General features: G+C 67.0%; 17 protein-coding genes and 1 pseudogene. 12 read left to right on the plus strand and 6 right to left on the minus strand.

Annotated features, from left to right (window positions below; translation table 11 throughout):
- Positions 1-276 precede the first annotated feature (276 nt).
- The 4 genes from fdxA (at position 277) to ABZS43_RS21180 (ending at position 4479) form a co-directional block, all read left to right on the plus strand.
- Positions 277-597: a ferredoxin gene (fdxA, locus tag ABZS43_RS21165; RefSeq protein WP_355037630.1), complete on the plus strand. Its 321-nt coding sequence runs from the start codon at positions 277-279 to the stop codon at positions 595-597.
- Positions 594-1715 carry a succinyldiaminopimelate transaminase gene (gene dapC / locus ABZS43_RS21170; protein WP_355037631.1) on the plus strand — a complete coding sequence of 374 codons (1122 nt, stop codon included), beginning with the start codon at positions 594-596 and terminating at the stop codon, positions 1713-1715. Before fdxA ends, dapC begins: the two co-directional genes overlap by 4 nt.
- A 69-nt stretch (positions 1716-1784) precedes the next feature.
- Positions 1785-3419 (plus strand): L-glutamate gamma-semialdehyde dehydrogenase, encoded by a 1635-nt coding sequence (gene pruA / locus ABZS43_RS21175; protein WP_355037632.1) that lies wholly within the window; start codon positions 1785-1787, stop codon positions 3417-3419.
- 103 nt (positions 3420-3522) lie between these two features.
- On the plus strand, positions 3523-4479 hold the full coding sequence (locus tag ABZS43_RS21180; protein WP_355037633.1) for a proline dehydrogenase family protein: 957 nt from the start codon (positions 3523-3525) through the stop codon (positions 4477-4479).
- Here the strand turns inward: ABZS43_RS21180 and ABZS43_RS21185 are convergent, their stop codons facing one another.
- On the minus strand, positions 4480-5349 hold the full coding sequence (locus tag ABZS43_RS21185) for an oxygenase MpaB family protein (RefSeq protein ID WP_355037634.1): 870 nt from the start codon (positions 5347-5349) through the stop codon (positions 4480-4482).
- 174 nt (positions 5350-5523) lie between these two features.
- Here ABZS43_RS21185 and ABZS43_RS21190 point away from each other — a divergent pair, with 174 nt between their 5' ends.
- Entirely contained in the window at positions 5524-6156 is a 633-nt protein-coding gene (locus ABZS43_RS21190) for a TetR/AcrR family transcriptional regulator (protein WP_355037635.1), read from the plus strand.
- Positions 6157-6183: 27 nt separating this feature from the next.
- Here ABZS43_RS21190 and ABZS43_RS21195 read toward each other — a convergent pair whose 3' ends face one another.
- The gene (locus ABZS43_RS21195; protein WP_355037636.1) at positions 6184-7038 is read right to left on the minus strand and encodes an oxygenase MpaB family protein; all 855 of its coding nucleotides are present in this window, start codon (positions 7036-7038) and stop codon (positions 6184-6186) included.
- A 233-nt stretch (positions 7039-7271) separates the two neighbouring features.
- On the opposite strand from ABZS43_RS21195, the gene ABZS43_RS21200 reads away from it, so the two are divergent.
- Positions 7272-8708: an acyl-CoA synthetase gene (locus ABZS43_RS21200; RefSeq protein ID WP_355037637.1), complete on the plus strand. Its 1437-nt coding sequence runs from the start codon at positions 7272-7274 to the stop codon at positions 8706-8708.
- Between the two features lie 34 nt (positions 8709-8742).
- Entirely contained in the window at positions 8743-9129 is a 387-nt protein-coding gene (locus ABZS43_RS21205) for a PPOX class F420-dependent oxidoreductase (protein WP_355037638.1), read from the plus strand.
- Positions 9130-9249: 120 nt separating this feature from the next.
- On the opposite strand, the gene dapD is transcribed toward ABZS43_RS21205, so the two are convergent.
- Positions 9250-10206 carry a 2,3,4,5-tetrahydropyridine-2,6-dicarboxylate N-succinyltransferase gene (dapD, locus tag ABZS43_RS21210; RefSeq protein ID WP_355037639.1) on the minus strand — a complete coding sequence of 319 codons (957 nt, stop codon included), beginning with the start codon at positions 10204-10206 and terminating at the stop codon, positions 9250-9252.
- A 116-nt stretch (positions 10207-10322) separates the two neighbouring features.
- Between dapD and dapE the strand changes: the two genes are divergently transcribed.
- Entirely contained in the window at positions 10323-11423 is a 1101-nt protein-coding gene (dapE, locus tag ABZS43_RS21215; protein WP_355037640.1) for a succinyl-diaminopimelate desuccinylase, read from the plus strand.
- 61 nt (positions 11424-11484) lie between these two features.
- Here the strand turns inward: dapE and ABZS43_RS21220 are convergent, their stop codons facing one another.
- The 3 genes and pseudogenes from ABZS43_RS21220 to ABZS43_RS21230 all read right to left on the minus strand — a co-directional run bounded on the left by ABZS43_RS21220 (position 11485) and on the right by ABZS43_RS21230 (position 13444).
- Positions 11485-11712 carry an LppA family lipoprotein gene (locus ABZS43_RS21220; protein ID WP_355037717.1) on the minus strand — a complete coding sequence of 76 codons (228 nt, stop codon included), beginning with the start codon at positions 11710-11712 and terminating at the stop codon, positions 11485-11487.
- A gap of 114 nt (positions 11713-11826) precedes the next feature.
- Positions 11827-12328 (minus strand): annotated as a pseudogene (locus ABZS43_RS21225) (alpha/beta hydrolase); the annotation flags it as partial.
- A gap of 135 nt (positions 12329-12463) precedes the next feature.
- Positions 12464-13444, minus strand: coding sequence for an aldo/keto reductase (locus tag ABZS43_RS21230; protein WP_355037641.1), 981 nt, complete (start codon positions 13442-13444; stop codon positions 12464-12466).
- Between the two features lie 88 nt (positions 13445-13532).
- On the opposite strand from ABZS43_RS21230, the gene ABZS43_RS21235 reads away from it, so the two are divergent.
- The 4 genes from ABZS43_RS21235 to ABZS43_RS21250 all read left to right on the plus strand — a co-directional run bounded on the left by ABZS43_RS21235 (position 13533) and on the right by ABZS43_RS21250 (position 17416).
- The gene (locus tag ABZS43_RS21235; RefSeq protein ID WP_355037642.1) at positions 13533-14114 is read left to right on the plus strand and encodes a helix-turn-helix domain-containing protein; all 582 of its coding nucleotides are present in this window, start codon (positions 13533-13535) and stop codon (positions 14112-14114) included.
- 142 nt (positions 14115-14256) lie between these two features.
- The gene (locus ABZS43_RS21240) at positions 14257-15066 is read left to right on the plus strand and encodes a TIGR00730 family Rossman fold protein (RefSeq protein WP_355037643.1); all 810 of its coding nucleotides are present in this window, start codon (positions 14257-14259) and stop codon (positions 15064-15066) included.
- Positions 15063-15650 carry a TIGR00730 family Rossman fold protein gene (locus ABZS43_RS21245; RefSeq protein WP_355037644.1) on the plus strand — a complete coding sequence of 196 codons (588 nt, stop codon included), beginning with the start codon at positions 15063-15065 and terminating at the stop codon, positions 15648-15650. The genes ABZS43_RS21240 and ABZS43_RS21245 overlap by 4 nt, the downstream gene beginning before the upstream one ends.
- Positions 15647-17416: a long-chain-acyl-CoA synthetase gene (locus tag ABZS43_RS21250; protein WP_355037645.1), complete on the plus strand. Its 1770-nt coding sequence runs from the start codon at positions 15647-15649 to the stop codon at positions 17414-17416. The genes ABZS43_RS21245 and ABZS43_RS21250 overlap by 4 nt, the downstream gene beginning before the upstream one ends.
- Positions 17417-17454 lie beyond the last annotated feature (38 nt).

Below are 17454 nucleotides of genomic sequence, written 5' to 3' on the forward strand. Positions count from 1 at the left end.
ACGGCTTCCGATCCCTTTCCGCTGGAACTGCTGTGGGCGGATCTGGAAATAGCTGCGCGGTGACCCGCTGGCTTCGAGTGATCGGTCACTCGATGGCAGCGCCCCGATGGTGGCGGCACTAGGATCTTTCTGGCGGCGTCGGCGTGGACGCGGTGCGAACGAGCCGGGGTCGGAGCCAGAAGTTAGGGCAGGCTGACCCGCGGTAAATCGGGGTGTCGGGATAGGGTTCCGCAGGCGGACCCGCCCGCAGGTGAGTACCAGACTAGGAGAGCGGCAGTGACGTACATCATCGCTGAACCGTGCGTTGACGTGAAGGACAAGGCGTGCATCGAGGAATGTCCCGTGGATTGCATCTACGAGGGCGGCCGCATGCTGTACATCCATCCCGACGAGTGCGTGGACTGTGGTGCGTGTGAGCCGGTGTGTCCGGTCGAGGCGATCTTCTACGAGGACGACACACCGGACCAGTGGAGCGGGTACGTGAACGCCAACGTCGACTTCTTCGACGAATTGGGTTCGCCGGGCGGCGCGACCAAGGTCGGCAAGGTGGATTTCGATCCGTCGTTCATCAAAGAACTCCCCCCGATGGGCGAGTGAGTTCGCACGTGGGCGCTCGCGTGCGGGTCAGCAGTCTGCTGCCCGACTTTCCGTGGGACACCATCGCCTCGGTCAAGGCGAAGGCCGCGGCGCATCCAGGTGGCATCGTCGACCTGTCCGTCGGCACCCCGGTCGACCCGGTGGCCCCGCTGATCAGGACCGCGTTGAACTCGGTAGCCGAGATTCCCGGCTACCCGACCACGCACGGCACCCCTGAACTGCGCGCCGCGGCCGTCGACGCGTTGAAGCGGCGCTACGGGGTCACCGATGTGGACCCGGCCGCGATATTGCCCGTGATCGGCACCAAGGAATTGATCGCGGGGCTGCCGAAACTGCTCGGCCTCGGCGCGGCAGATCTGGTCGTCATCCCCGAGGCGGCCTACCCGACCTACGAGGTGGGGGCCCTGCTCGCGGGAGCCGAAGTGGTGCGCGCGGACGGGCTGACCCAGCTCGGCCCCCGGAATCCGGCACTGATCTACGTGAACTCGCCGTCGAATCCGACCGGCAAGGTGCTCGGCGTCGACCACCTGCGCAAGGTGGTGGCTTTCGCCCGCGAGCGCGGTGCGATCGTCGCCTCCGACGAGTGCTACCTCGGGCTCACCTGGGAGGGCCGGGCGGTATCGGTGCTCGATCCCGATGTCTGCGATGGCGACCACACCGGTCTGCTCGCGGTGCATTCCCTGTCGAAAACCTCGAATCTGGCCAGCTACCGCGCCGGCTTCGTGGCGGGCGATCCCGAACTCGTCGCCGAACTGCTCGAGGTGCGCAAACACTCCGGCATGATGGTGCCCTTCCCGATCCAGGCCGCGATGACCGCGGCGCTCAGCGACGACGCCCACGAGTCGCAGCAGCGGGAGCGGTACCGGGCGCGCCGGGAGACGCTGCGAAATGCTTTGCTGGCCGCCGGTTTCCGCATCGATCATTCCGAGGCGGGCCTCTACCTGTGGTCGACTCGCGGCGAGAACTGCCACACCACGCTGGACTGGCTCGCCGAGCGCGGCATACTCGCCGCTCCCGGAGCGTTCTACGGCCCGGCCTGCGCCGACTATGTGCGCATCGCCCTGACCGCGACCGACGAGCGTATCGCCGCGGCGGCGCGGCGCCTCGGCGAGCCCTGACCCGGGTCCGGCGGACACGCTGATCGGCGCCTGGCGCACGCGAGCACGCGAAGGGCGATAGCCTGGGGTATGGACGCTGTCACGGTTGTCCCTGTCCCCGCCAACGAGCCGGTGCATTCCTACGCACCCGGCACCCGGGAGCGTGAACTGCTGCTCGCGCGGTTGGCCGAGATCTCCGCCGAATCCTTCGAGATCCCGTTGGTGGTCGGCGGCAAGCATCGACCGGGTATCGGCGAACGCCACTCCATCGTCGCACCGCACCGGCATGCTCACGTCCTGGGGACCTACACCGATACCACCCATTCCGAGGCGCGCGTCGCCATCGAGGCGGCGATCGCCGCCGCTCCGGGCTGGCGCGCACTGCCCTTCGACGAGCGCGCCGCGATTCTGCTGCGCGCGGCCGACCTGCTGGCGGGCCCGTGGCGCGAGACCATCGCCGCCGCGACCATGCTCGGGCAGTCGAAATCGGCGATTCAGGCAGAGATCGACGCTCCCTGCGAACTGGTCGACTTCTGGCGTTTCAATGTGGCCTTCGCCCGCGAGATCATGGAACAGCAACCGCAGTCATCGTCCGGGGTGTGGAATCGTCTGGAGTACCGGCCGCTGGAGGGGTTCGTCTACGCGATCACGCCCTTCAACTTCACCGCGATCGCGGGGAATCTGCCGACCGCGCCCGCGCTGATGGGCAATACGGTGGTCTGGAAGCCGTCGCCGACCCAGACCCTCGCCGCCTTCTACACCATGCGGCTGCTCGAAGCCGCGGGCCTGCCGCCCGGGGTGATCAATATGGTGACCGGCGACGGGGCCGACCTGTCGGAGGTCGCGCTGACCGATCCGCGGTTGGCCGGAATCCATTTCACCGGTTCCACCGCGACGTTCCAGTACCTGTGGCAGCAGGTCGGGGTGAATATCGGCCGGTATCACGGCTATCCGAGGTTGGTGGGGGAGACCGGCGGCAAGGATTTCATCGTCGCGCACCCGTCCGCCGATCCGGATGCGTTGCGCACCGCGCTGATCCGCGGCGCGTACGAATACCAGGGACAGAAGTGTTCGGCCGCCTCGCGCGCCTATATCGCGCGATCGGTCTGGCGTGAGATGGGCGACGATTTCCTGGATCTGACCGCGCGACTCGAGTACGGCGATGTGGCCGATCTGACGAAATTCGGTGGTGCGCTGATCGATCGACGGGCCTACGACAAGAACGTGGCCGCCATCGAGCGAGCCAGGGACGCCGGGGTCACCATTCCGGTCGGCGGCGATTACGACGATGCCGAAGGCTGGTTCGTGCGTCCGACGGTGCTGCTGTCCGACGATCCCCGCGACGAGTCGTTCACCACCGAGTATTTCGGGCCCATCCTGTCGGTGCACATCTACGACGACGCCGAACCGGGCTCCTACGCCGCGATACTGGCCGAGGTGGACTCGGCGTCGCCGTACGCGCTCACCGGCGCGATCTTCGCCCGTGACCGCAGGGCGATCGAACAGGCCGGTGCCGCGCTGCGATTCGCGGCGGGCAATTTCTACGTCAACGACAAACCCACCGGCGCGGTGGTCGGACAGCAACCCTTCGGCGGCGCACGCGCCTCGGGAACCGACGACAAGGCGGGCTCACCGCTGAACCTGCTGCGGTGGGTCGCGCCACGGACCATCAAGGAGACCTTCGTGGCGCCGGTTGATCACCGGTACCCGCATATGGACGAGTGAGGACGACCGACCCGATCTCCCCGGCGTCCGGATTCGGTCGCGACGACGACAGAGGAGGCATGGTGCGCGAGACAGGACAGCTTCCGGTTCCCGGTGCGCGGCGATGAATCCGCTGCGGCCCGTCATCCTCGCCGCGGCCGGCTCGCCGCGCATGAAGAAGGTGCTCACCGGCACGCCGGTCACCGCCGGTATCGTCCGCCGCTTCGTGGCGGGGGAGACACGGCGGGATCTACTGCCGGTCGTGGTGGACCTGCTTGGCAGCGATCGGCTGATCAGCGTCGACTTCCTCGGTGAGTACACCACCGATCGGGCGCGCGCCGACGCGACCGTGGCCGAATACCTCTCGCTCATCAACGATCTCGCCGCCCTCGGTCGCCGCGATCCGCCCGGTGTCGAGCCCGCGCCGGTGGAGGTGTCGGTCAAGTTGTCGGCCCTCGGCCAGGCCTTGCCCGTCGACGGGCCGGCCATCGCCACCGACAACCTGCACACCCTGTGCACCAAGGCCGCCGAAGCCGGGGTCTGGGTGACCGTCGACGCGGAGGATCACACGGCCACCGACGCCACCCTGGCCTCGGTGCGCGCGCTGCGTCCCGAATTTCCCTGGCTCGGCACGGTTCTGCAGGCTTACCTGCGACGCACCGAATCCGACTGCGCCGATTTCGCCGGACCAGGCTCGCGAATCCGGTTGTGCAAGGGCGCCTATCGGGAACCGCACGGCGTCGCGTTCCAGCATGCCAGCGAGGTGACCGACTCGTATCTGCGCTGCCTCGAGGTGCTCATGCGCGGGGCGGGCTATCCGATGGTGGCGACGCACGATCCGGTGCTCGTCCGCGCGGCCGAGGCGATGGCCGCCGAAACGAACCGTCCCGCGCAGCGATTCGAACACCAGATGCTCTACGGCATCCGCGAGGCCGAGCAGCTGCGGCTGACCGAGGCCGGATACGCGTTGCGGGTCTACATTCCGTACGGGAACGAGTGGTACGGCTATCTGACCCGCCGCCTGGCCGAGCGCCCGGCCAATCTGAGTTTCTTTCTCCGGGCGCTGGTCTCGCGATCCTGATCAGACCAACGGCTTGCCGAGACGGTGCCTGCGACGCATATCCCATAGGCAGGCGTTGAGCGGAAAGAGCTTGACGGGCTTGGGGAATCGGCGTTGGGTCGCGCCGATGGCGTGCATCAGCGCGTTCATGACCCGCTCGTCCCGGTCCGTCCAGGTCATTCTCATCTGCTCGCGCAGCTGCGGCGGCAGCAGTCCGACCACGAGGAAGCGCTGGAACGGCGCGAAGACGCGCAGCGGCTTGGCGATCATCTTCAGATTGATCATGTCGTTGAAGAAGGCGCGGGTGCGCGGGTCGATCGTCTTGGTCGCCAGTTCGGAATTCCAGTACTCCTCGAACGCCGCGCGGTCGGCGGGCCACATCTCCCTGCGCATCTGCAGGGTGGTGCCGAGCCGGGAGGCGTACTGGTAGAACACCTCAGCGGTGTCGGGATCCAGCGGACCGTGGAGCCGTTCCTCCAGGTCGACGATGCCCCAGTACAGGCAGGCCGCCACCCACAGCTGCAACGTCGGATCGAAGGCGTTGTATTTGACCGGGCTGTCGGGTCCGGAGCGGATCTGGCGGTGCGAGATGTTGACCGCCTCCTTGTAGATCCGCTTGTCCTCGTCGGTGCCCATCAGCGCGACGGCGAGATAGGTCAGCGTGGTGCGCAGGCGCTTGTACGGGTGGACGGTGATCCGGCCCGATTCGACGGGACTCTCCATCACGCCGTAGGCGACCGGTTGCAGGCTGAGCTGCATGATGACGTTCGCGGTGCCGCCGAGGAAGGCGGTGATCCCGGTCCAGAACTCCTCCATGTCGAAGTCGTCTGCCGTGCCGTAGCGGCAGGTCAGGGCAGGTTCAGGCGTCGTTGCGCGAAGCGGCGCGGTCATGGGATCCCCGTCTTTCTGTCTTCGTCGGCGGTGACGAAAATGAGAAGATTACTTTCTAACTCTCTCATCGTGTCGGTAGGCTGTCAATCGGTATGAACCCCGGCCGGCGATGACGTTATGCGATGCTTGCATCGTCATCGTTTCTCCGGAATCGACAGCGAATAGGGTGAGAACATGGCGAGGCTGACGAAGCTGCTGCCCCTGGTGCGCAACGCGGGCCCGGAGGATCGCAATCAAGCGCGCGTTCTCGATGCCGCCCTGCTTGCCTTCCTCGACTTCGGGATCAAACGCACCAGCATGGTCGAGGTGGCCAGGCGCTGCGGACTGTCTCTTGCCACGCTCTACCGGCGCTTTGCCAGCAAATCCGATCTCATCCAGGCCGTCGCGCTGCGGCAGTCCCGTGATTTCATCGATGAGGTCGACGCGGTGCTGCAACGTCAGGTCGACCGCGACGCGAGCGCCGAGGATCAGATCGTCGAACTGTTCGCCGCATTCATCAACGGCCTGCGCGGCAACGAGTTGGTCCACCGATTGCTCGCCACCGAACCCGAACTCGTCCTGCCATTCCTCACCACGCGGGGCGCGCCGATCATCGAACTCGGCCGCGACTACCTGGCCGAATTCGTGACCAGGCTCCAGCGCGAGGGCAAACTGCCCGATTACGACCCGGCGCCGCTGGCCGAGATGATCGCGCGCACCGCGGTATCGCTGGCCCTCACACCGCAGACGGTGATCCCGCTGAGCGACGACGAGGCCATGCGGCGTTTCGCTCGCGACCACGTCGTCGTCTCGTTCCGGGTGCCCTGACGCCGTTTCCCGTGCTCGGCTGCTCGCCTAGACCAATCGCAGGCCGAGACGACGGCGCAGCCGCATATCCCAGAGGAAGGCGTTCATCGGCAATGCCTTGACCTGCCTCGGCATACGATCCTCCACCGCGCCGACGGTGCTGAGCAGTCGGTCGAGCAGTCGGTCGTCGTGTTCGCTCCAGCTCATGCCCATCTGCTCGCGAAGACGGGCGGGCAGCATGCCCGCGGTCACCCAGCGGTGGAATCGGCCGAACGCCAGCTGGATTGGCCAGGGGAACATCTTCAGGTCGACGATATCGTCGAACATCGCACGCACCGGCGGGTCGATCCTGGTTCTTGCCAGGTTCTCGGTCCAGTAGCGATCGAAGGCCGCGCGATCGGCGGGCCACAGCGCGGCGGGCATCTGTAGGGTGCTGCCGAGACGTTCGGCGTGGTGATAGAAGCCGTCCGCGGCGGCCTCGTCCATCGGGCCGTGCATGCGTTCGTAGAGGTCGCGGGCGCCCCAGTAGAGGCAGGCCGCCACCCATAATTGCAGCCTCGGATCGAAGGCGTTGTATTTCACCGGACTCGCAGGGCCGGAGCGCACCGCCCGGTGCGAGACGTCGACCGCCCGGCGGTAGGCGACGCGCTCGTCCTCGGTGCCGAGCATCGCGACCGCGAGATAGGTGAGTGTGGTGCGAGTCCGTTTGATCGGGTGCGTCATGATCTTGCCGCTGTCGACGGGACTCTCCAGCACGCCGTAGCCGACCGCGGGGGTGCTGAGCTGCATGATGACATTGGCTGCCGCGCCGAAGAAGGCGGCCGATCCGTCGATGTGGCGCGTGATGTCGAAGTCGTCGGCCCCGGTGCGCGGGGAGGCGGCGGCGCGCAGTGGTCTGGTCATCATCGACCTCGTTCTCATCGTTGAGAAAAGTGTGCATAAACCGTCTCACCGCCTCGGTGGGGTGTCAACCGCCTCGTCGTGCACGTCATCCAGCTGTGACGCGGGTTTCGGCCAGGTGTCGAGAATCGTTTCCGCCCCACCATGTCCCCTGCCCGCCGCGCCGCGAGGATCGCGCTCGCCGGCAGGTCGGGGCAGCGTCGCACGTCGCGTCGCGCGCACAGTAGCGTGAGCGGATGTCGTTCGGCCCGCCGCTGCTGCTCACCTCCCTGAACCCGCTCGCCGTCGCCGCGGGCGCGGATATTCCCGATGCGGTCACCATCGACGGAACCACTCTGTCGCGCAGTGATCTACTCGGCGCTGCGACCTCGGTGGCGGAGCGGATCGCCCGCGCCGACCGGGTGGCGGTGCTGGCCGCGCCGACGGTGACGACGGTGCTCGCGGTGGTCGGCTGCCTGATCGCCGGCGTCACTGTGATTCCGGTGCCGCCGGATTCGGGGGCGGCCGAACTCGCCCATATCCTCGCCGATTCCGGAGCCCAGGCGTGGCTCGGTGACGCGCCGGATGGCACCGAACTGCCGGTGGTTCCGGTGCGCGTGCACGCTCGCTCCTGGCACACCTACCCCGAACCGGACCCGGCCTCGCCCGCGTTCGTGCTCTACACCTCGGGCACCACCGGCCTGCCCAAGGGTGTCGTGCTCAACCGCGGCGCCATTGCGGCGGGTCTGGACGCCCTCGCCGATGCGTGGTCGTGGACCGCGAACGACGTACTCGTGCACGGTCTTCCGCTGTTCCACGTGCACGGGCTGATCCTCGGCGTACTCGGCCCGCTGCGGGTGGGTTCTGCGCTGATCCACACCGGTAGGCCGACACCGCGGGCGTATGCGCAGGCGGGTGGAACGCTGTATTTCGGGGTGCCGACGGTGTGGTCGCGTATCGTCGAAGATCCCGATGCCGCAAGGCGTTTGGCCGATGCGCGGTTGCTGGTGTCCGGTAGCGCGCCGCTGCCCGTGCCGGTTTTCGAGAAATTGCGCGAACTCACCGGGCAGGCCCCGGTCGAGCGCTACGGCATGAGCGAAACCCTGATCACGCTGTCCACACGCGCCGACGGTGAGCGCAGGCCGGGCTGGGTCGGCACCCCGGTCCGAGGCGTGCGGACCCGGCTGCGCGACGAATCCGGCGCGCCGGTGCCGCACGACGGCGAGAGTATCGGCGGGCTCCAGGTGACGGGCCCGATGCTGTTCGACGGATATCTGAATCGTCCCGAGGTCACCGCCGAGAGCTGGACCGAGGACGGCTGGTTCAAAACCGGTGATGTGGCCGTGATCGACGCCGACGGTTTCCATCGCATCGTCGGGCGCGAATCGGTGGACCTCATCAAATCCGGCGGCTACCGCATCGGGGCGGGCGAGGTCGAGACCGTGCTGCTCGGTCATCCCGCCGTCGCCGAGGTCGCGGTGGTCGGCCTGCCCGACGACGATCTCGGTCAGCGTGTCGTCGCCTTCGTCGTGCTGCGCGACGGTGCGGCCACCGACGTCGAGAAGGAATTGATCGAGCATGTGGCACAACAGCTTTCGGTGCACAAACGGCCCAGGGAGGTTCATGTGCTCGCCGCGCTCCCGCGCAATGCCATGGGCAAGGTGCAGAAGAAGTCGCTGAGCCGAGGGGATTGACCTCGAGTTAGGTGCAGGTTCTACGGTCACGGACATGAACGCACAGTTGACCCCCGAACAGATCGATTACCTGCGCACCCAGCGGTTGGGGCGGCTGGCTACCGTCCGCCCGGACGGCTCGCCGCAGAACAACCCCGTCGGCTTCCGGTACAACGCTGAACTCGGGACCATCGATATCGCGGGCTGGAATATGGGCGCGTCGTGGAAATTTCGCAATCTGGCCGATAACGACCGGGTCGCCTTCGTCGTCGACGACGTCGCCTCCGTGCAGCCCTGGCGCGTTCGCTGTCTCGAAATCCGGGGCACCGCGCAGGCATTGACCGATGTGCGGCCCTATATGGAAGGCCTCTCCCGCGAGATGATCCGCATCCGCCCGGACCGGGTCATCGCGTTCGGGCTGGAGGCCGCGCCCGCCCGGTGAGGCGGCGTGGGGCGTACGCAAGCCGCGCACCGGGCGCACGATTCGCGTTTCCGTACGGGCAATCGACCGCGACCGCCTGCCGCGCGACGATTCGAGTCGTGCGGCAGGCGGTTCAGAAACTCAGTCGTTCGCGTGCAACGCCGCGTTGAGTTCGATCCCGGTGCCCTTGCGGGAGACGACCTCGACCGCGCCGCTCTGGGAATTGCGGCGGAACAGCAGGTTGTTCTGCCCGGACAGTTCGGCGGCCTTGACCACGGTGCCGTCGGGCGTGGCGACCTTGGTGCCCGCGGTGATGTAGAGCCCGGCCTCGACCACGCAATCGTCACCGAGCGGAATGCCGACGCCCGCGTTCGCGCCGACCAGCGAACGCTCGCCGATGGAGATGATCGTGGTGCCGCCGCCGGACAGGGTGCCCATGGTGGATGCCCCGCCGCCGATATCGGAACCGTCGCCGACGACGACTCCGGCCGAGATACGCCCTTCGATCATCGAATTGCCGAGCGTGCCCGCGTTGAAGTTGACGAACCCCTCGTGCATGACGGTCGTACCGGAGGCGAGGTGCGCGCCGAGCCGGACCCGGTCGGCGTCGCCGATGCGCACACCGGTCGGGATCACGTAGTCGACCATGCGCGGGAATTTGTCGATGCTGTAGACGGTGACCGGGCCGCGGGCGCGCAGTTTGGCGCGGGTGGTCTCGAAACCTTCCACCGCCGCCGGGCCGTGATTGGTCCACACCACATTGCTCAGCAGGCCGAACTGGCCGTCGAGGCTGATCGAGTGCGGTGTGACCAGCCGATGGGACAGCAGGTGCAGGCGCAGGTAGACGTCGTGCGCGTCGACCGGCGGGGCGGAAAGATCGGCGATCACCGTGCGCACCGCGATCACGTCGACGCCGCGCGCCTCGTCGAAGCCGAGCAGCGCCGCGTACTCCGAGTAGCCCTGGGCCGCGTCATCGAGACGCTTGGTGCCGGTTTCGCCGAATTCGCCCAGCTCCGGGCTCGGGTACCAGGTGTCGAGGACGGTTCCGTCCGCCGTCACATTGGCGATGCCGACTGCTGCTGCTCCCTTGATGCTCACGTCGACAGAGGTTACCGACCCGCGGCGGCCCGTGGTGAACCTACCTGCGGCTTATCGGTCACAACGGGGTGCGGGCCGCCCAGGAAGCGTCGCATCGGTCTCCGTAGGCTGAGGTCGTGACCATCGACCTGCGCGAGGATCCCATCGCCCTGACCGCCGCATTGGTGGACATTCCCAGCGTTTCCCTCGACGAGACGGCGATCGCCGACATCGTGGAACAGGCGCTGCGCGAGCAGACCCCCGGCTTCGAGGTGCTCCGGCACGGGAATGTGGTGCTGGCGCGGACGAACCGGGGCAAGCCGACGCGGGTGGTCCTCGCGGGTCATCTGGATACCGTGCCGATCGCGGACAATGTGCCGAGCCGGTTCGACACCGACGCCACCGGCGCGGATGTGCTGTTCGGCTGCGGCACCGTCGATATGAAATCCGGTGACGCGGTATTTCTGCATCTCGCGGCGACCGTCGCCGATCCGGTCTGCGATCTGACGCTGATCTTCTACGACGGCGAGGAGATCGCCGCGGAATTCAACGGTCTCGGCCATATCGAGCGCGACCTGCCGGATTGGCTCGACGCGGATCTGGCGATCCTCGGCGAACCTTCCGGCGGCTGGATCGAGGCGGGCTGCCAGGGCACCCTGCGGGTCCGGCTCACCACCGAGGGCACGCGCGCGCATTCGGCGCGGGCCTGGCTGGGTGACAATGCCGTGCACCGCCTCGCCCCGGTCTTGCGGCGGCTCTCGGAATACCAGGCCAGGCAGGTCGATATCGACGGATGCGTCTACCGCGAGGGTCTGTCCGCGGTCCGCGTCCACGGTGGTGTGGCGGGCAATGTGGTGCCCGACCTCGCCGAGGTCGACGTGAATTTCCGCTTCGCGCCGGACCGTTCGGTGGCCGAGGCCGTCGACCATGTCCGCGAGGTCTTCGCGGGCCTCGACCTCCGATTCGAGGTCACCGATTCCGCGCCCGGCGCGCTTCCCGGTCTGACAGCGCCCGCCGCCGCCGATCTCATCGCGTCGATCGATGCCCACGGGGGCGGCGGGGTGCGAGCAAAATACGGCTGGACCGACGTCTCCCGTTTCGCGGCGCGCGGCATCCCCGCCGTGAACTTCGGGCCGGGCGATCCGAATCTGGCCCACAAACGCGACGAGCACGTCCCGACGGCGCAGATCACCGCCGTCACGGCCATCCTCAGGAATTACCTCACCGGCGGGGCATGAAGACCGCACCCCCGCCCCGTGCCGACACAGGCACGCGGGCCGACCGGCGCAGCGGCGGTTCCTACTCGGGCGGTTTGTCGAGGTCGGCTTGTTCGTAGCGGCAGCCGGTAATTGCACGCAGCACGGCCGCTTTCAAGGTGCCGAAACGTAGCAGGTTCCCGTCCTCGCTGGTGAAGGTCACATCGTGGTCGCCAGGGCGATCGATGACTGTCTCGACTGTGTTCAGGCCGAACGATCGTGCGATTTCGGTGGCCGAGCGCAGGATCTGGGGCCAGTCGGTATCGGGGATCGGTGTAGGTCTGGGGGCCGTCGAGCATGGTTTCTCCGCATCCGGTCAGCAGCAACATCGGCAGTAAGGCTGCGGTCATCAGGTGGGCTGTCGCGGTTCTGAGTCGACGCCGTGTCATCGGTACAGCTGTTCTGCGGGTAGTCCACCGATGACGACGGCCATGTTGTAGCCGGAGGTGCGCAGTTTCCCGTTCCACGGGCCTTCACCGCTGGGGCGGGGGTATTCGCTGTGGCCTGCCGGGCCTTCCCGCGAGACCCCGTCGGCGGTGGTCCCAGCGCCGACCGATAGTTGTTCGAGGTTGGTGGTGACCGGGTCGGGACCGAAGGTATGGGTGGTGTCGCCGAGGGTGATCGGGTCATCGGCCGAGCGCATCACATAGCCGTGGCCCTGGCGCAGTCCGAGGTCGGGTTCGTCGCTGGCGTTGATTCCGGGCGAGCCGTAGAACACGGCGTCATCGACCGGTTGTCCGGTTCCTGGATCCTGTAGCGCTCGGGCCAGGGTGTAGGAGCCGTAGGAGTGTCCGAGTCCGGTCAGATGCGCCCGTGGTGACCGGTGGTTCGTAGCCCAGCCATGAGATCGTCGCCACCTTCTCTCCTCCCCGTCCCACTCGGTCCAAGCTCGTCACCGGGCGCACCACGACGTAGACCCCGGCCGCGGCCGGGGCCATGTCCACATCGGAAAACGGCACGAAGCCTCGAACCCGTCCAGGTTGTACGACATCAACCCATCATGACCCGACTCCGCGACCTCTTCACCGTTCGTGGGAAAGGGCGGACAACTCGTCGAGGTGCTCGGCGAGTTCTGTCGGCAGTGGGATCTCGGTGAGGTTCTCGTCGAGTTGTTCGACGGTGCGAGGACCGATCAAGATCGAGGAAATGCCCGCTCGACTGCCTACCCACGACAGCGCGACGGCGACGGCGGTAGTGCCCAGTTCGGCTGCGACCCGCACTACTTCGTCGGCGATGCGGAGATTCCGGTCGGTGAGCAGTTCGCCGGCCCAGCGGTTGGCCATCGGCACCGGCGAAGCCAGCAGTCTGCCGAGTCGGCTGTCTGCGGCCGGGACGGCGTCGCGGTATCGGCCGGTGAGCACGCCCGACCCCAGCGGGCTCCATGCGGTGACCCCCAGGCCGTGACGATGGCAGGTCGGCAGGATCTCCGCCTCGATCGTGCGCGCGACCAGCGAGTACTGCGCCTGCAGCACGGTGAATGGTGTACCGCCGACACGCTGTGCGGCCCATTGTGATTCGACGATCTGCGCGGCGGTGAAGTTGGAACAGCCCAGGTACCGGACCTTGCCCGACCGGACGAAACCGTCCAGGGTCGCCATGGTCTCCTCGATCGGAGTGTCCGGATCCCACTGATGACAGTAGTAGATATCGACGTAGTCGGTGTCCAGGCGTCGCAGACTCGCCTCCAACGCGCGGGTCAGATGCGCCCGCGACAACCCTCGATGGTTGGGGCCATCCCCCTGGGGCAGAAATGCTTTCGTCGAGATCAATACTTCGTCGCGACGTCCGCGCACGGCGCGCCCGACGATTTGCTCGGATTCGCCGCCGGTGTAGGCGTCTGCCGTGTCGATCAGGTTGTGCCCCGCGGCCAGGAACCGGTCGATGATCCGCCGCGCGTCGGCCTCGCCACAGCTGGTGAAGTACGCCGACTCCCCGAAATTCATGGCACCCAAGCTGATACGGGAGACCTTCAGTCCGGATCTACCCAGGGGCGAGTGATGCATGAGTGTCCCATTCGCTCGATATAATCGGAATCATGATTCCGATTGGACGATACGGAATGTGGATTCCGCTTGTCAACGGGTTGGTGCCGTGACGGCCGAGCGAGTGTTGCGCGCCGATGCCCGGCGCAACCGGGCTCGGGTGCTGGAGGTGGCCGAGTCGTTGTTCACGACGCAGGGCATCGACGTGCCGATCGAGGAGGTGGCGCGGGTTACGGGAGTCGGGGTCGGCACCGTGTACAGGCACTTCCCGACCAAGAAGGACTTGGTCGAAGCGATCGTCGCCGAGCGCATGCGGCGTCTGGTCGAGAAGGCCCGGACGTCCGTCGCCCAACCTGATTCGCCGAATGCCCTGTTCGAGATCATGGATGGGATCGTGGCCGAAGCGACGGTGAAGAAGCACCTCGGGATTGCCGATGCCGTGCAGGCGACGGAGAAACCCGCGGCGATCGAGATCATCGCCGCGGATCTGCGCGCGACGATCTCGCACGTGCTTGTTGCCGCACAGACCGCTGGTGCCGTGCGTGCGGATATCGAACTATCCGATGTTCTGACCACGCTGTACGGTCTGAGCGCCGCTGCCGAACACTACGGCTGGGATGAGGCCCGGCGCCACCGTGCGATCACCACCATCTTCGATGGATTGCGATCACGCGAGACCTCGAAGGACTGATCGATTGTCCGACAGCCGGGGAAGCCAGGAATATTTCGGTGCGGCAGGCCCTCCGGCGCGGAGGCACGTGTTGCCGTGAATACGCACGGTGTTGTCCCCGTGGTTCGGCGCGCGAAATGTAGGTCCCGGTAGCGTGGTCTTCATGTCTACCGACGCCGCCGAACCCGAGGTTGCCAGCTCGCGGAAGTCGACACCCAAGTACCGCGGGCCGATAATGTTCCGCCGCGACCGCAAGGACGGTTTGGGCACCGCGGACCAGAATCTGCTCGACCGGCACGAGCCGAGTGATTGGGTGCACACCGATCCGTGGCGGGTGCTGCGCATCCAGGCCGAATTCGTCGAGGGTTTCGGCGCGTTGGCCGAGGTGCCGCGGGCGGTCGCGGTCTTCGGGTCCGCCCGCACCTCGGTCGATCACCCCGAGTACCAGGCGGGTCGCGCCATCGGCACCGCGCTGGCGCGAGCCGGCTTCGCGGTGATCACCGGGGGTGGTCCCGGCGCGATGGAGGCGGTCAATCGCGGGGCTTCCGAAGTCGGCGGCTATTCGATCGGTCTCGGCATCGAATTGCCCTTCGAGCAGAACCTCAACGAATGGGTCGATCTCGGGATCAATTTCCGGTACTTCTTCGCGCGCAAGACCATGTTCGTCAAGTATTCGCAGGCCTTCGTCTGCCTGCCCGGCGGATTCGGCACCCTCGACGAGTTGTTCGAGGCGCTCACCCTGGTGCAGACCCGCAAGATCACCCGGTTCCCGATCATCATGTTCGGCTCCAGATACTGGTCGGGGCTGGTGGATTGGCTGCGGGATTCGCTCGGTGGATCGGGCAAGATCTCGCCGGGAGATCTCGATCTGCTCTACGTCACCGACAGCGTCGAAGACGTCGTCTCGATCATCCTCGCGAACGTCGAGGCGGGCGGCGCCGCCGACGCGATCGGCTCGGAGGACCAGTGGTGAACGCCGCCGGGTATTCCCTGTGCGTGTACTGCTCGGCCAGCGCCGCGGATCCCGCGCAGCTTTCGCTCGCAGCCCGCGTCGGCACCGAAATCGCCAGGCGCGGCTGGCAATTGGTCTCCGGCGGGGGGCACGTCTCGATGATGGGCGCGGTCGCGACGGCGGCGCGCGCGGGCGGCGCGCGCACCATCGGGGTGATACCGAAACACCTTGTGCACCAGGAAGTCGCCGATGTCGAGGCCGACGAGCTGATCGTCACCGACACCATGCGCCAGCGCAAACAGGTGATGGAGGACCGTGCCGATGGATTCCTCACCCTGCCCGGCGGCATCGGCACACTCGAGGAATTCTTCGAGGCGTGGACGGGCGGCTATCTCGGCCAGCACGACAAGCCGGTGGTGCTGCTGGACGCGGACGGGTTCTACGCGGGTCTGGTGCGCTGGCTGGACGAACTGCGTGAGCGCGGATTCGTGAACAGGTACGCGATGGAGCGGATCACCGTCGCCACCGACCTGTCGTCGGCGTTCGCGGCGTTACGCGCACCGGGTGACGACACGGGGACCGACGAGGAGAACACGAACCGGTGAGCACCGATACCCGCACAACGGTCAACCTGTTCGACCTGGTCAAAGCCCTGCCGGGAATGGCACTCGACGCACCGGGGATGGTGCGCAACGCCTTCGGCATGCTGGTTCGTCCCGGTGACCGGGCCTCGATCGGGCTCTATTTCCAGCGCGGCGCGCACCGGCACCCGCAGCGGCTTTTCCTGCGTTTCGAGGGCCGCACGTACACCTATCAGCAGGCGAACGCGCAGGTGAACCGGTTCGCGAACGTCCTGACCGATCGCGGTGTGCGCCGCGGTGACGTGGTCGGCGTGCTGATGACCAACCGGCCCGAAACCCTGCTGGTGGCATTGGCAGTGGTGAAACTGGGCGCGACCGTCGGCCTGCTCAACCATCATCAGCGCGATCAGGTGCTCGCGCACAGTTTCGGGCTGCTCGGCAGTGTGCTCGACGTGGTCGGCGAGGAATGCGGCGAGGCGCTCGACTCACTGCCGGAGCCATTGCCGAATGTGCTGTTCAGCAACGATCTGCTGGACGCCGCCGAATTCGCCGATCCGGCCGATCCGGCGATCTGCGCGCGGATCACCGCGCGCGAACGGGCTTTCCTGATCTTCACCTCGGGCACCACCGGTCTGCCGAAGGCCAGCGTGATGACCCATCAGCGGTGGACGAAGAGTATGGCGGGCCTCGGCGGACTCGGAATTCGCCTGCGCGGCAGCGATACTCTGTACTGCTGCCTGCCGCTCTATCACAACAACGCGCTGACCGTCGCGCTGTCGTCGGTGCTCGCGGGCGGCGCGACCTACGCGCTCGGGCGTAAATTCTCGGCCACCGGTTTCTGGGACGAGATCATCCGGGAGCGCGCCACCGCGTTCATCTACATCGGCGAACTGTGCCGGTACCTGCTCAATCAACCGCCCAAGCCCGATGATCGGCGGCATCGGGTGCGTTTGGCCGTCGGCAACGGACTTCGCCCCGAACTCTGGGACGAATTCACCACCCGCTTCGGCATCGGCCGGGTGGTCGAGTTCTACGGCGCGAGCGAGGCGCCGGTCGCCTTCGTCAACGCGTTCGGCATCGATCGCACGGCGGGGTTCGGACCGCTGCCGTACGCGATCGTCGAGTACGACGACGAAACCGGGAAGGCCGCGCGCGGTCCCGACGGGAGACTGCGGCGCGTCCGCTCCGGCAACGTCGGACTGTTGCTCGCCAAGGTGACGGGCAGGCAGCCCTTCGACGGGTACACCGACGCCGCCGCCTCCGAATCCAAACTCGTGCGCGACGGCTTCGCCGACGGCGACGCCTGGTTCGACACCGGCGATCTGGTCCGTGACCAGGGCTGGTGGCATATCGCCTTCGTCGACCGGCTCGGCGACACCTTCCGCTGGAAGGGCGAGAACGTCGCCACCACCCAGGTGGAGGGTGCGTTGAACGAGACCGACACGATCGAGCAGGCCGTGGTGTTCGGCGTCGACATTCCCGGGACCGACGGTAAAGCGGGTATGGCCGCGGTGACCCTGCGTCCCGGTGCGGAATTCGACGGCAGGGCGCTGGCGGAGTCGGCCTACGAACGGCTGCCGGTCTATGCCGTCCCGCTGTTCGTCCGCGTGGTCGCCGAACTGGAGCAGACCTCGACCTTCAAGAGCCGCAAGGTCGAATTGCGCAAGCGGGGATATGCCCCGGATGGCGATAGCGCGCTGTACGTGCTCGCGGGCCGCGCCGAGGGATATGTGCCCGCCTACGACGACTATGCCGCCGACGTGGCCGCGGGGCGCGCGCCCAAGGGATGAGCGCCCCGCGCTGAGGTCACCTCGGGGGCGCCGACATC

It is taken from the genome of Nocardia sp. NPDC005366 (assembly GCF_040606855.1).
In the GTDB taxonomy this organism is placed as follows: domain Bacteria; phylum Actinomycetota; class Actinomycetes; order Mycobacteriales; family Mycobacteriaceae; genus Nocardia.